This window comes from Microcoleus sp. AT8-B5, from assembly GCF_036705565.1.
Lineage (GTDB): Bacteria > Cyanobacteriota > Cyanobacteriia > Cyanobacteriales > Microcoleaceae > Microcoleus.
Map to the genome: position 1 here is coordinate 20239 of NZ_JAUBUY010000055.1, position 14755 is coordinate 34993.

Consider the following 14755-nt stretch of genomic DNA (forward strand, 5'->3'; position numbering starts at 1 on the left):
TGAAACCCTCGATTTTTCGTTGGTAGCAAACTTGCCTAGGAGCCTTGAAACCCTTATTATACGGTGGGTTCTCAAAAACTGTGCGAAGCATTGATCTTAACCAATCTTATTTTAATTTTTATATTTTAATTTTTATTATATATAGCAACCTTATCTGTTGCACCGGAGGTTATTCATTGCTAAAACCCTTGCAGGGAAGTGCATTTGCCTTCTTCCTTTTTTTTACCCTGATTGAAGTCGCTATCGCTTTCTTCCTTCAACATCCGGCTTTATTTGCAGCGCACAAGCTAGGTGTCAAGTTATTTTTTATACAACTTTTTATTTTTTATATAAATTTAAGTAAACAAATATCCTCGCTTAAAAAAAACGGAGACATTTTAAAGGCAAACAGGTTGGTCATCAGCCTGCCTAGCGCTGCGGACCAACCTGATTGTTTCGCTTTCTGCAGGAACATATCATACCTGCACCTGTCAGTAGGACTGCGATCGCAGTACCCGGTTCCGGAATAGAAGTTGCATTTCTCGAAGGTGTAGTTCTGTATATTTGGGATAAACGCGGCTGGGTCGCCAATGGGCTCTCCGATGCCGTTGGGGTGGGTGCCGGCGGGGGGGCACAGGCAGTAGAATAATTTCCCGGACCGCAGACATCTACTGCAGCTGCCGGAGGGGCGGCAGCTAGATAGTAAAACGCTGTTGCCATTGTGGCAGAGAGTCCAATTGCTAGTTTTGCCAGTGGCGTACACATAACTATTTAGTTAAACAGTGGTAAAATCGAAAAATAGAAATAGTCCTAGAGATTAGCGCTGTACGACGGGCAAGGATTTTAGAGTTCTTACAATCAATCTTACAATCAATTTACAATCAATAAGATGTATTCTCTCGCGGACGTCTGTAAAAGATAGTATAGCGCTTGAGGTAAGTGCCCAAACACTTTAATAAAATTATTCTCTTTTACCTTGACATCCCGTACCGTGGTTTGCACAGAGGTTTGCACAGACAGGTAGTTTGCACAGAGTTAACCAACAGTTAACCAACAGTTAAGCAACATCTTTTTGCTACCTCTGAACCAACAGCCCTTACAGCCATTAACAAAGAGTCTTTTTACCTTGACCGCGGCCTCCGGGAATTAATTATTTAACCGCTCGCCAAATAGAGCTGCTGTATTGTACTTTGCCATGCACAATCTGACTACTCTTTTATCATCTCATATTTCGACTAAATCTGTCCTCAGTATATGTACGTATATTCCCCCATGTCAACTATTCAAAAGGAATATTTAAGTATTTACCGAGGGTAGAGGGCGTATTGAATGAGCTGAGCTAGTCTGTCGCGGAGAGTTTCCATCCCCAAACCTTTGGCGGCCGAAATAAATACTGCTTGAGGAAATTCTTCTCGGGCGAGGGCGAGAGTCTCTCCATCTACGGCATCTATTTTGTTAAAGACTACAAGGGCTGGGCCGGGAGTTACGGGCATATCGGTCAAAATATTCATGACCGATCGAATTTGGCTCTGCCACGCGGGATGGGAGAGATCGACGAGGTGCAGCAAAGCATCGGCGTCAGTGACTTCTTCGAGGGTAGCCCGGAAAGCGTCGATCAAGGCGGGAGGCAGTTCGCGAATAAAGCCCACTGTATCTGTGAGGACGATCGATAGCGGTTCCCTAGTGACAGTGCCAGGAATGGTCAACCGTCGAGTTGTGGGGTCGAGGGTGGCAAATAACTGGTCGGCGGCATAGACTTCGGAATTTGTGAGCAGGTTGAGCAGAGTAGATTTACCGGCGTTAGTGTAGCCAACGATCGCCACTGAGGGTACATCGTGATGATGGCGGTTCTGCCGCAGCCGGAAGCGGTGGGCCAGCAGTTGATTTACTTCTTGTTGCAATCGAGAAATGCGTTTGGCGATCGTCCGCCGTTCGGTTTCTAGCTTGGTTTCCCCAGGGCCTCTGGTACCGATGCCGCCACCCTGTCTCGACATTGCCTGACCGCGACCTCTGAGCCGGGGCAGGGCGTACTCTAGCTGAGCGAGTTCGACTTGTAATTTACCCTCGCTCGATCGAGCTCTTTGGGCAAAGATGTCGAGAATTACCTCTGTTCGATCGACAACGCGAAGACCTATCTGAGTTTCCAAGTTACGTATTTGTGCGGGTGCCAGGTCGCGATCGAATACCACGAGGTTAGCGCTAATCGTCTGAGCGGTCAGGGAAATTTCCTGAACTTTGCCTTCGCCGACCACTGTCTGCGGATGGGGGCGCGATCGTTTTTGGCGCACTGTTTGCAGAACCTGACCGCCGGCGCTTTCAACCAGCCGCGTGATTTCTGCCAGCCCGTCCTCAAACTCCAACTGAGTCATGTGCTGAGTCATTACACCTACCAACAGCACTTTGTCTTGGTCTGCATCGACCTCCCCCGCGACAAACTCTGCTTCAAACTCTGCTTCGAGTCCTTCCACCAAATCCAGAAAGTCTTGGTCAGCGAGTTCTTCCAAATTCAGAGGTTCTGATATTTTCCAGGGAAAGTGTGGAGTTTGAATGAGTGACTTGGGAATTGAAGGCTCTTCTATTTCATCAGTTGAATCTGGTTCTAACTGAGCGCTCAAAACAGAGAACTCAAAATTGGGCTGATCTCCCTGGGGTACCAGGTGAGCGAGATAAGTTTCTTGGATGTAACCAGTCGCACCACCGCCCCGGCGCTGAAATCCTCCCCCCGTCAGTGTCAGCCAAACGAGGGCGTCCAGGCGCTGAATAGCCATTGCTGTGAGGGCTGCTTCGCTTGGGCTTTCTGGCTTTAGGTGGGTAGCGATGCAGCGAATGCCGCTGAGGCGACCTCCCCCATACCGGGGTAATTCTAAGGGTGCAATCTGGGTTTGGCGGGGTGAACCGACGCCGACGCGAATTACTTGTCCGCGGCGGTTGATGTAGGTGCAGATTGGTTTGTCTATTTCCGTGCTGATGGCGGCGACGCGCTGGGCGAATTCTGCAGTGGTGATGCGATCGCCCGGTAGTCGCTGGTGGTACAGCTTTTCGAGTTGCTTGAGCTGGCTGGACTTTAAACCTTGAAGATGGCCGTAGATGGTTTCGATAACTGTTTCTCCCGATCGATCTGTTTATCTCCTATTTTAATTAACTCCCGCGCTATGTGTTCGGCTTTTGAGTTTAAATTTACTAAATTTTCTTGCTTCTAGGATTTCGCGGATTCAGTCTGAGCGAGCTCAAAAACGGATACTTGCTTTCCGACAACAGTCGTGAGTCTGCCAAAATTTTAGAGCTTCCAGATTCATCTGTAGAGTAAATCTCAAATCTCAAATCTACTGACGAGTCAAAAGCGCCGTTGTTTGTCGCGGCAGCGCGATCGGGCTTGTCACAGCAGCAATCTCAACTTGCACTTGTATTTAGTATCTACAGATACAGGCGATCGCTGAAAAATCTCGCGAAACAAAACTTAACATTTTTTTTTCCGTTTCCAAATCCTCCTTTAGACTTGTGTGTATCTTGGGCCTAGAGACAGATAGCAAAGCAGAAATTAGGCCGCTACCATGAGAAGCGAAACATTGTTAAGGAATGTAAAAACATGGAAACTCGTCCTACTAACCTGCCTCCTACAGCTAATGCTTACAACGGCAAAGATCGGAATGCCTTCTTGTTTGGCTTCAACCCACAAGCAGAACTTTGGAACGGTCGCTTAGCGATGATCGGTTTCTTAGCTTATTTGCTCTGGGATGCTGCTGGATTTAGCGTTCTGCGCGACATTCTCCACTTTCTGCCTACCTACATTGCTCAGTAATGAGTAGGTGTGTTTCCTGTCTGGCAGCGTGAGTAAATGCCGCCACTGCCAGACAGGCTAAAAGTTACAAATGGCAGCGAGTATGGTTTTGTCCCTTTGTATCTTTCGTTACTTTTGAATGGCATTAAAAGACTTCTTGCTGTGATTCGACGATTACGGGTGGGGGCGCTGTAGCTGGCGCGGTGAATATTAATAGCAACAGATATTTATGGCGTAAAGGCGATCGCCCCTGCTGTATTTTTGGCAAGAAATCTCATCAAGCATTTCTGATAATTTATGAAAAATAGGAGCATCAACGATGATTAACTCAAATTTACTGGCAGTAGTAGAATCGACACTGGCTGACACAGCATCAGGAAATTGGCAAAAGCCTCTAGTGATGTTTGTTTGCAATATCTTAGCATTGCTAGTTCTCAGTCGCCGAATTTGGTATCCCCACGTCGGGCCGAAAATGCCTTTACCCTTCCCCTCTTTGTTCAACAATGTTAGCGTACCGGCATTTCTGGCTTGCATGAGCGCAGGTCATTTGCTCGGAGCATTTATGATTTTGACCCTCAACATCGACAAATATTTCTAGCATAAATGGCGTCGCTTTTGTGGTGATTTATTGCTAGATTTTTTAGTAAGTTAAAAAGCGCCAAAAAAATGGTAGGGGTAAGTGAAAAGCACTTACCCCTAATTTTAATTTTATATATGGAGTGGCGCAGAAATCGTTTTTTTACCATCCACATTATTAGATCAGCTTACTATGCTTAAAGCCTTCAAATTCGACTGCAAAGCCTTCACCTTGGGGAGCCGCACACATTAACCCAACTTGAACGATTGGTGACTCAGTTAGATATGCCAGTCGCATCATTGAATAGTCTGACCCATTCAACGAGTATTGCACTTCCACCGTTTCAGCTCGGCGCTTTACCCGCAGCCACAGGGAAACAGGCGGCACTTCCAGCGGCATAACACACCAATCGGAATAGTCTCGTGTCACAACCGCACTCACGTTTTGCACTCCCTCAACAAACTCAATGCCGCACTTTAGCCAGATATTTTCGCTCTCTCGAATCATCAATCCTGCTTGATCGTAGAGCGATCGATAGCAACCAGTAATTTTGACTTCGGCTGTAAAGTCGCCTGACACTTGACGGTAGTAAAAGTTGCCGTTATCGCGAATAAATCCGTAATGAGTTTGGCGCCAAAAGTCAGTCTTGGCGCCTGCGGTAACGTGGATAACATCGTTATCCTCATGCCATTGTAAAGGTTCGTTGTACCATTGCATTGTTTGCATCTCTTGCTAACTTCCTCCAATTCCGTGCAGTACCAAATCCGCCAAAAAATGAGATAACATTGCGTATTCTAATCCCCAACGCCAGTAAAGAAAACCAAAGGGAATTCCTAAGAGGGCATTGAGTGTAATGGTGCGGATAACGACGATCGGGGTTAATGCCCAGACATTCGCAGCCGCAGGCAAATGACCCACACCAAACAATATTGCAGCCGCCACAATTGCCAGCCAAAAAATCAATGTAGAGGGTTGCGGTTTGTCTCGCTCAAAAATCTTCCAAAGTAGCCACGCAATCAATGTCATACCGAACAGTCGCAGCAAGAGTTCTTCGGTGATGCCTCCGTAGAAGGAAGCTAATATGCGTTTCCACAGGTCAATTTCGAGCGTTGTTGGAGTTGCCATTGGCGGCATCCAAGGTTGGAAAGCTAAACTCAATCCAATTAAGACGATGCCACCGATGCAGCCTACAATTAGCGCTGTGTTAAGGGCAGATTTAGATATTGGCGCGAAAGGCTGTCCGTATACCAAAGCACGAGCTATGGGGGTATCAAGTCCGATCGAGTTACCGAGGCGAAGCCCAATCCAATTCAGGAGAATCAAAAGAAGTCCAGTCTGAAGGGCGGAAGCAATAGCTATAACAGGTAAGGGTGTAGGCAGTTGCGCGACTGCTGGATTCAGAGACAGCGCATAAGGAAATAATGCCAACGCTGCCAGAGTGCCCAGTAAGGCCCAAAACAGCGCCAATCGCAGGTGATGTTTGTTGGAAGTATCTGTAGTCATAATTTTTGATTGCAGATAGAAATACCCAATTAATAAGGATCGCGAATTAAATAACTTACAATTTTAATTGTTATTGTGGGATGGGCTCTTATAGCCCGTCCAAAAAGGACGGGCGGGACGCCCATCCCACTTTCAAGAGTGGAAGTTATTTAGTTCTCATTCCTAAGTCAGGAATTACGCACTTCCACCAAAGAAACCGGGTTTTTTATCGAATCTGGGGGTGGCCACGAAATATTATCGTAAAAAACCCGGTTTCTGGGCCCCCATGCGTAAGCCCTATATAAGATTAATTTGACTGAATTTGCGAATTCAAAACCTTAGAAATTCGATCGCGCGTTTCCTCCAAATGAGCCCGCGTATAAGCATCCGCATTCCGATCCAAATTCCGAATACTCTTGCTCAAACCCTCCCGCAACTGCCGCAACTCGTACCAAGCCAAACTCCGCGCATCCTCTGGAACATTCGTTTTTCGCAGTACCATTCCGATCAAAATTGCTAAATGTTCCCGCTGCAAAGAACGCCGAAAAGTTGAAATTTGCATCTTCTTTTCCGGCTGCAAAACCTCTTGCCAGATATCCTTTTGCACAGTGTTCAACACTTCCGGCAACCTCAAAGCAGTTTCCGGGGCGGATTTTAACTCGGCATCCCGCAGTCTCGCCAAACGCATCGGAGATAGCAAAACCCGCAACACAAACCGCTGCAAAAAAGTAATTCGATCGCCGATCGGGTAATCTAGAGGAAACACCAAAGCCGGACTTCCCCAGTGCTCCCAGCGCGAAGGCGCCAATTTATTCAGCAATTCCGGCGCAAAACTAAACGCATCCGGCGCAAAAACGTACTTTTCAAGGGTTGCTAATGCTTCTCGCTGCACAGAAAGTTCGATCGGCACAAACGGCAACTTCGCATTAGTATCTCCAGGGCGAATCCGACTAAACGACTGTCCCCCCACATACAAAGTAGCATTCATCACCTGCTGAACATAATACCCGAACACCGAATCAAACATCACCCGCAGTTCGTTATAACCATCTCCCCCAACCGGAATTCGCTTTTCCAAACGCTTCCACATCGCCCTAGCATTATCCAATTGCCATTGCGAATACCTCAGCATATTGGCGCTGAGATCAAAGGTATTTGCAGCCGGATCGAGAATATCAAAAGAATCCTCATCCGGCGCGTAAGATAATTGGGGTTCCGCAGCGCGGCTGGCAATTTGTTGCAGCGTGGGTAAGTCGCTGTTCGGGTCCCGGCCGCCAATCACCTTGTAACCATACTCGATCGCCCAATCGTCGTAAGGCCCTACAATCGTTGGAAAATAGTCGCCCTGCACAGTTCCCGGAGGTGCCAAATTAATCGGCACATAATCCATCACCGACGCTACCAAACCTTGCGTGCGAGTTACCTGAGTATTGTGCAAATCCTCCGGTTGCAGCATCGTACTTCCGTGAAAATTGTGCCTCAAACCGAGAGTATGACCGACTTCGTGGGCTGTCAAAAATCGGATATATTCATTCACATAATTGTCAATCGTCCCACTGCTAGGCGCTGCATTTTCCAACAAATCGATCGACATTGCCCCCATCGCAAACTGGCGGTTCGATTCCAACCCAAAACACATATCCGAACTCGACATCAACCGCGATAAAGACGATCGCTTTTGCTCTTGGTATCTTTCTACCAAAGTCGGCAAATCATCAGCAATTCCACCTTGAGCATTTTCCCTGCTGCTTTTTCCTAAATCCCCATTTTCTAGCACATTCAAATAGCGAGAATACATCCCAAACTGACAGGGATTAGTATTAGAACCGTTTCGCCCTTGAAAACTCTTAGAAAGCGATCGATTTTGTTCCACCAAAGACCGATAGCCCTGTTTGATTTCCCGGACAACATTAGCATCCAACAGAATGTCAGCATCCAAAATTTCCCCAGTCAGCGGGTTAGTGCGAGACGGCCCGATGCCGGCAAACTGAGGCTCAAAAGAACTCGACCAGCGGATAGTATTGTAGCGAACATCAGCCGGGTCCCATTTAGCATTGTCCGGCATTTGTTTGACCTGAATTGCCTCAGTAAAACCTGCTTTTTCAAAAGCTTTGTTCCACACCAAAACGCCCTCGCGGATTGCGTTTCGGTATTCGGTAGGCACATTATTTTCAATCCAAAAGACGATCGGCTGAACCGGAGGCGACATCGGCGCTGTCGGGATTTGCTTTTGCAAATGCCAGCGATTGATATAGCGCACAAAAGGCTCCCGGCTATTCTTGTCAGAAAAGTCCTTATATGCTGTGAGGAAATAGCCCACTCGCTCGTCTGCAAGTCTGGGGCGATAGCCGTTATTTAGCGGCACTTCCGAGAAACTATAGTGAATGCGGAGGTTAAAAGCCCGACTGTCAGGAACCGAAGGTAAATAGTTAACTTCACTGTCATTATCGCTAGAAAAACCATAGACAGAAGCAATCTCCACATTCAGCGGAAACGCTTTAACATCTTTAAAAGAAGACTTGTCTGCATCGATCGAGTAAGAAGCGCCCAAAAGCATCGGCAAAATCGCTTTTACCCCTGGCAAATCGCGTTTGTCGCTCATCAGCAAATCGCCTAAATCGATTAGCAGAGTTTGTCTTTGCGGATGAATGCTTTTGAGAGGCAAAGAATAGAGAATCGAGTCGCTAAATCCCCGTGCTACCGAACCTGCTTGCGGGTCGCCCGGACTTGTGCGAAAATTGATATTTGGTATCACAAACTGCACGTTATTTTGGACGCGCCGCAGTTGAAACAAGAAATCGCCGATCGGCATTCCGCTCAAAATGCCCGCTTCCCCCAAACCCGATGCCAATGTCACAAAGCATAGGAACTTTTTGTTGAATTGTTCCGGTTTAATTTCCAGATATACTTTATCAGTTGCTTGATTGCGGTAAAGGGTAAATAATCCCTCTAACTTTTGCGTGTCTTTGATAACCTCTTCAAAGGGTGCGAGAGTTTGCTGTTCGCTACTTTGTTCGTTGCTGGGCGGCCCAGATGATAAAGCTACAGGTAAAAAGAAACCTTTATACAAACTGAAACAGAAAAATGCTAAAGATAATATAAAAAATATCAAAGGCAGATTTTTTATAGGATTTTTTATCTGTGTATTTTTGCTATTTTCAGGAAATATCAATCTTTTCATTTTCAGTAATTTAGCCGCAGGAAAGAATAGTTTTGAGATAGTCGCGCCGCACTCGCAATGTTGGGAGCATTTAACATCTTGCACCATTCTCAATTATATCAAGTTCGGTTAATTGCTTATAAGAACCGACCGGGCGGGTTTATGAGATTGTCAATTTTAGGCAATTATTATTGGTGAACCCGCCCCTACAGGAATTATATCTATTTAACCGAACCTGATATTACTTGTTTAGGAACAGGCTTTCCGGCCTGTTCCACAAGAAGAAAACTCACTCTTTGTGGAACGGGTCGAAGAGCCGGTTCTTGACAATGGTGCAACATCTAAGGAGCATTTAACATCTAAAATAACTCAAAGCTCAAAAATTAGAACTATTGTTGCGCTGGCCAGGGAATCATGGGATCTTGAGCCAACCGCTTAGAAACTGCAACAGCACCGTAACGGTTGAGGTGGCTGGGGTCGGAAAAAGATTCCCGCGCCTGGGGCCACAATAAACTCTTATCTAGGAAAATTAGTCCGCTTTGAGCTGCTAATTCTTGCATATATTGCCGGAATTCTTGTTCGTAGCCTGTCCGCACCGGGTCTAAATAATCTTCAGTCAGAGGCATATTAACAAACACCAGATTAATGTTGCGAACTTTGGTAAATTCGATCAGATTTTTGAGTGCTAGAGCTTGTTCGCCTACCAATTTAAAATTTTGATAGTCGGAGTCGTAATAACCAGATACTTTCGGGTGTTTCTGAAAGTAAGTTTCGGGATTGAAGCGTATATCGATCGGCAAAAAGCCATTTGGTTGATACTCGCTGACTGGTTTACTCGCAGCAGTGGGCTGAACGTTTTCAGTTGTTTGTTCACCCAGGGCTGCGGTTTGGGGGCTGTCGGTTGCAACAGGGGCTGAGGGATTAACGATCGATCGCAAAAACCCTTTAAGTCGATCGCGCTTTTTGTAAGTTGCAGAACCCTCCACCAACTTTTGACTCACCAATTGCTGAACATTAGCTTGAGCTTCTCCCAAATTCTGCACCAATTCAGTCGCAGTCGCCACCGGATTGTTGGCGCTTTCCTTCGATGTTTCGGATTCTAATTGATTGGTGCGGATCAGAAAACTACCCCGGCTCAATTGCCTGTAACCTTCCGAAGAAGCGATCGCACTAAAAGTCAAATCCGGCCGCCCGCTGTTGAGAGCCCTCGCCCCGTCAGCCAACACCAACAATTTCGGCAGTTGTTGCGGCGGCAAAATCCGGCGGACGATCGAATCTACAACCTGGAGAGTAGCTCCATTAACCCCAAAATTGTAAGCCCTCAGCCCCGGATAGCCCGAAGCTGCCAAAGCGGTTTCCAAAACCGCCGGATCGATGCCCCGCAGCGCCCTCGAACTACCGACAATTAAAATATCCGGCGGTTTCTTGTGCAGGTGGATGTACTCTTGATAGCGCGCTATCTGCTCGTCAAGCTGCTCGCTCCTCAAAGTTGGGAACACCGGAGGAGCAGAAACATCAGCTACAGGAACGCTAGTATTTCCCGGTTTCGTAAACCCAGAGCCATTGAAAGCCTCTTGCTGGTTGGCGGACGGCGACGGCTGCAACGGAATTCGAGGCAAATTAACCTCCTCAGCAGGGGGAACGGGGTTCGCGGTTTCCTTCGGAAGTCGGGCTGTAACGTCGCCAGAAGCCTTGGGAGCTGAATTTTGACAATTTGGGCCGCTGCAAACTTCGGAGGCACTAGGAGCTTGACTGACCGTCGCAGATTGCAGAAATTGACCGAGGATCCAATCGGTATTGAAAGTCAGCAGACAGCCGGCGATCGCCCAAATCACAGCCATTCCCGCCGCGCGATCGGCTCTCACGCCACCGGGCGCAGCAGCATTCGTGGATAAACCATCGTTGGGAACAAACAAACCCGAAGCGACAAGCGGTTGCACCGCAGCTTGAACTAACTGCTCGCCCAGATTGTATCCGGGGAGTCTGATTTTGAAGCGGGGCCGCCAGGAGTTGGGCGTCGGAGCATCGAACACCAAATTGTCGCCCAAACCCGAAAAACTCCCATCCTCCGCCGGCGCAAACTCCGGCACCGGTTCCTTTTCCAAGACAGCCCCTTGGGAGGGAGCCGGTGCGGGTGCCGTCGCTGATTCTTCGTCAACAGCGGTTCTGAGGTCGATTGCGTAGCGCCACAGGGGCAGCTTCTGGCCCGCGCGCCGTCCGTAGACTCGCACCCCTGCCACTCCCGGAATTTGTAACTGTCGCAAAAATTTCGCCACCGGCGGGCCTATCTTCGACTGAGAAGGGCAAGTCAGAGCTTCTGTCATGACGTGCAGCACGTTGGCTTTTTGCAGCACGACAGCCCGAATCCCTCCTGTTTCCAGCTTGCGTCTGAGATTGGGGTTGAGCAACCTGTTCAATAAAAAAGTCAGAGCCAATTGGTCGCCCTCAACTGCCAGCGTTCTAGCGTTCGCAGCCAAGTCGGGGTGGTGGGCGGCAGGCAAGTCTACCCAGTCTATCCACACCGGCGACTCCGGCGCCGCCTGAGAGTCCTTGGCCGGTTCTACGCCGTAGATTGTAGCTGCGCGGATGCCTTGGGGTGCAAAGGAGGCTAACAAAGGGGCGATCGCGTCGGTGGTTTGCTGCTTGTCGGGGTATTCTTGCCGTTTAGGCTTTTGTCCTTTTTTGGCAGTTTTGCTGCAAAACAGGTGGAGGGTTGCTTCTTTGAGGGTGGCCCGCACTTCGACTCTCGATGCAGCCAAGTGTTGATTTAGCAGTTTGGCGATCGACTGTACGTCTCCCCACCTAGCCCATTCCTTAAGAATTTTGTCCGGCGAAGTCAAATCCACTCGCAGTAGCCAGTCCGGCTTCGCTTCGCCGCTGACTTGGCTGGCGATCGCAGCTTCCCGGAAATCCTCTAGTTGCAGTTTCCGCAGCCTGCCGGCGATGGGTTCGGCCAGCAATGAGGGGTCTGGGCTGTAAGCTGACTCGCACAGCACTAGCAGTCGGCGTTCCTTGGGCTTGATATTTTCCGGCGCATTCACCGGCAGGGTTTCTCGGCTGCTTTTGAGTTCTTTTTCGCGAATGCTGACTTTCACCGAAACTCCCATCGGGCCGAGGATTTCGCTGAGATAGCTGGCGATCGCATCTGGATAGCCCCGGCGCGCCAAGGTTTCCGGCGAAACCGTCAATGTTCCATCTCGATCGCCCTCGCCTGAGTCAGCTTGGGGGGATTGAATCAAAGCCACTGCGCCACGGTTCGCTTTCTGCTGCGGGGGAACGGCGGAACCGAGGGCTTCCCGCGTCGCAGCAGCCGAAGTGTCGATCGTCACGGGGGAAGTTTCAAAAGCTTCTGGGTATTCAATGCGGGAGGCGACGGGCAGACTGTCGGCGTCAAAATCCAGTTCTTCCCGTACTTGTGGCGGTTGCGCGACTGTTTCTACGGGTTTTGGTGTCTGTTTGAGTTTCTGGTTGTCATTCTTAAATCTGCCGAAAAATCCGCCTCTTTTAGGGCTTGCTGGCGGTTCGTCGGGGGCACTCGCTGGCGGAGGCACTTCGGCAACTTTTGGTTGCTGTGGCTGTTGCTGTTGCTGTCGCTTGGGACTGCTGCAATCGAGCCGGACTGTCCAGTCATTTTGTCGGGAACCGATTTTGCGCCCACACAGAAACAACTGGTAAATTTTAGGTCGATCGGGCAGCAGTTGCGTTAAATCAGTGTGTTCGAGGGCGTTGGTAAATCTCGCCGTCACCAATTCTTGAGACGGACAGTGCGCTGCTTCGCACAAAATGTGCAGGTGATTTCCCCGCAAACGCGCTTGTACTTGAACTTCGGGAAGCCCTAAAGCTTCTTGCGCCCACTGCGACGCGGCCGATCGATTGTCTGCCAATATGCTCCCGTTCGCATTCAACATGGGACTTTAAATTTCGTCAAGGCTGCTTTCGTCTTCTACTGATAGCACATTTCGTCCGTATTTTGGCATATATTAGGCTTCACTTAGGCGAAGTCATCACTCATTGGTCGTTAGTAATTATTAGAAATCGCACCGCACTACATATAGTGTGTCTGCGTCCAAGACTGTACAACCTAGTTTCCCAAGCCTTTACTGTTGCGATCGGGTTTTGCGTAATTTTGCAAAAAAATAAGTTACTTTTTATACAGTAAACAGGGAAATTAGTTGGGCGATCGCCAGTCCAAAGTTGTCAAAAGCCGAAAATTCCTAGTGTGACGCTTCAAATACGGAAGTAAGTTAAAGCTGTGATGAAGTTTACTTCCTGATGGCGAACACCGCTTGCGATCGATAAAAGTTACTGATATTCTCAAATCTATCGGTAGCAATAAAAACACCAACTTATTGTCATCACATCAAATTTTTGTCAGCCTCGCTGGCAGGTTTTCACCTGTCGATATCGCAGCTTGCGTCCTCAATAAAAAAAACAAAATTCCAGCATCGTCTGGACTCGCTTTGCTGGCGATATTTTCAATATTAACATCCTCAATTTCTGCATAACTTTAGTCACTTTCATCATCAAAAAACCAAACTTTAAATCATGTCACTAATCGAAGCATCTACCCCAAAACTAACTGCCAATATTTCCCTCATTCCCGACATTACAGAAGAATTGCAACTAGCAAATTCTACCAATAATTACTCTTACCCCCCGAAAAATCTCCTAACAACTAACGAAACATCCTCCACAAACTCCAGCATCGAACTATTATCATCAAACAACCAAATCCTCGACAAGAACCCAGAAACACCTCCCCAACCAGACATAGACGCCTTCATCCTCAACAAAGATTCAACACCAACAACCAAAAACATCCCCGAAAAACCGCAAATATCCACCACTCAAACCGACCCAATAACAGGCGATACAGCCAAACCAGCAACTCAAAATAACATTTCTTTCGACTCCGGCATTTTCCAAGCAGACGAAACAGGTAAAATAGTGTTCGATTACCTATCAGACGGAGGCTGGTATCAAGGAGAACTAGCAATTATCAGCCTCACAGGAATGCCAGAATTTGTTCCCGATTCCCAAGCATTTATACTAGAAGCAGCCAGACGCGCTTTAAGCAACTCCTCACTCGGTTACATCGCCATTTCTGACAGTACAGAAGCAGCTTCATTCTCTAGTTTAGAGGGAGAAAACAACTTCAATATCGGAGAATACCGAGGAATCAAAACCTTCGCAATGACACCAGGAGACGAACTTGGCATCATCCTAGTTCCCAACGGCACAATACAGCAAGTATACGACAACCCAGGCATTGGCGGAGACAAAAAACCCTTATTTTCAATGGCAACAGCTAATTCCAGCGACGCTTTTCAACGGGGACAAATAGCCAGTGTTGCGAATGGCGGCAGTATATTTGTCATGGAAGATATGGGAATAGGCGAAGGCAGCGATGCTGACTACAATGATATCATATTTTCCCTCAAAGGCGCAACCCCTAAAGTCATTTCAATCGATGATGTAATGGCCAAAAACTCCGATTGGCGTACATCAGAAAAAGGCAAAGAATTGATAGGTGACGCTGCGCCAAAAACAGAGACTATAGAAGACAAAAAAGCAGATACTACTTCTGCAACAAATCCTGTTGAAACAAAACCCGAAAATTCTCCAGCGACAGAAACCAAAAACCCGACTGTTTCTGAAAATCGCAATTCAGATCCGAATTCTGCCGATCCAAAAACAGATTATCCCGCAGGAGAAACTGAAAATCCGACAATTTCCGAAACTCCCAATTCCGATCCAAATCCTGCCGATCCAAAAACAG

General features: G+C 47.8%; 10 protein-coding genes. 5 read left to right on the forward strand and 5 right to left on the reverse strand.

What is annotated here, in order from left to right; translation table 11 throughout:
* Window positions 1–430: 430 nt before the first annotated feature.
* Window positions 431–628, forward strand: coding sequence for a hypothetical protein (locus QUB39_RS26030; protein WP_333056697.1), 198 nt, complete (start codon window positions 431–433; stop codon window positions 626–628).
* 655 nt (window positions 629–1283) lie between these two features.
* On the opposite strand, the gene hflX is transcribed toward QUB39_RS26030, so the two are convergent.
* Complete coding sequence (hflX, locus tag QUB39_RS26035; protein WP_333056756.1) at window positions 1284–2924, reverse strand: GTPase HflX; 1641 nt, start codon at window positions 2922–2924, stop codon at window positions 1284–1286.
* Here hflX and QUB39_RS26040 point away from each other — a divergent pair.
* The 3 genes from QUB39_RS26040 (at window position 2917) to QUB39_RS26050 (ending at window position 4355) form a co-directional block, all read left to right on the forward strand.
* On the forward strand, window positions 2917–3054 hold the full coding sequence (locus QUB39_RS26040) for a hypothetical protein (protein WP_293297880.1): 138 nt from the start codon (window positions 2917–2919) through the stop codon (window positions 3052–3054). The two genes, hflX and QUB39_RS26040, sit on opposite strands and share 8 nt — an antisense overlap.
* A 511-nt stretch (window positions 3055–3565) precedes the next feature.
* Complete coding sequence (locus tag QUB39_RS26045; protein ID WP_333056696.1) at window positions 3566–3778, forward strand: chlorophyll a/b-binding protein; 213 nt, start codon at window positions 3566–3568, stop codon at window positions 3776–3778.
* A 298-nt stretch (window positions 3779–4076) separates the two neighbouring features.
* Entirely contained in the window at window positions 4077–4355 is a 279-nt protein-coding gene (locus QUB39_RS26050; protein ID WP_333209770.1) for a Photosystem I reaction center subunit PsaK, read from the forward strand.
* Window positions 4356–4511: 156 nt separating this feature from the next.
* Here QUB39_RS26050 and QUB39_RS26055 read toward each other — a convergent pair whose 3' ends face one another.
* The 4 genes from QUB39_RS26055 to QUB39_RS26070 all read right to left on the reverse strand — a co-directional run bounded on the left by QUB39_RS26055 (window position 4512) and on the right by QUB39_RS26070 (window position 12884).
* Window positions 4512–5051 (reverse strand): DUF1349 domain-containing protein, encoded by a 540-nt coding sequence (locus QUB39_RS26055; RefSeq protein ID WP_333209769.1) that lies wholly within the window; start codon window positions 5049–5051, stop codon window positions 4512–4514.
* 15 nt (window positions 5052–5066) lie between these two features.
* Window positions 5067–5837, reverse strand: a complete 771-nt coding sequence (locus QUB39_RS26060) for a CPBP family intramembrane glutamic endopeptidase (RefSeq protein ID WP_333209767.1) — start codon at window positions 5835–5837, stop codon at window positions 5067–5069.
* Between the two features lie 286 nt (window positions 5838–6123).
* On the reverse strand, window positions 6124–8997 hold the full coding sequence (locus tag QUB39_RS26065) for a zinc-dependent metalloprotease (RefSeq protein WP_333209766.1): 2874 nt from the start codon (window positions 8995–8997) through the stop codon (window positions 6124–6126).
* A 368-nt stretch (window positions 8998–9365) separates the two neighbouring features.
* On the reverse strand, window positions 9366–12884 hold the full coding sequence (locus QUB39_RS26070; protein ID WP_333209764.1) for a hypothetical protein: 3519 nt from the start codon (window positions 12882–12884) through the stop codon (window positions 9366–9368).
* Window positions 12885–13521: 637 nt separating this feature from the next.
* Here QUB39_RS26070 and QUB39_RS26075 point away from each other — a divergent pair.
* A partial coding sequence (locus QUB39_RS26075) for a DUF4114 domain-containing protein (protein ID WP_333209763.1) occupies window positions 13522–14755 on the forward strand: 1234 nt, incomplete at its 3' end.

What these genes read in the sequence shown, in the direction of transcription:
- QUB39_RS26045 (WP_333056696.1), top strand. Translation starts at nt 3,566, where the DNA reads ATGGAAACTCGTCCTACTAACCTGCCTCCTACAGCTAATGCTTACAAC.
- QUB39_RS26050 (WP_333209770.1), top strand. Translation starts at nt 4,077, where the DNA reads ATGATTAACTCAAATTTACTGGCAGTAGTAGAATCGACACTGGCTGAC.
- QUB39_RS26055 (WP_333209769.1), bottom strand. Translation starts at nt 5,051, where the DNA reads ATGCAATGGTACAACGAACCTTTACAATGGCATGAGGATAACGATGTT.
- QUB39_RS26060 (WP_333209767.1), bottom strand. Translation starts at nt 5,837, where the DNA reads ATGACTACAGATACTTCCAACAAACATCACCTGCGATTGGCGCTGTTT.
- QUB39_RS26065 (WP_333209766.1), bottom strand. Translation starts at nt 8,997, where the DNA reads ATGAAAAGATTGATATTTCCTGAAAATAGCAAAAATACACAGATAAAA.
- QUB39_RS26070 (WP_333209764.1), bottom strand. Translation starts at nt 12,884, where the DNA reads ATGTTGAATGCGAACGGGAGCATATTGGCAGACAATCGATCGGCCGCG.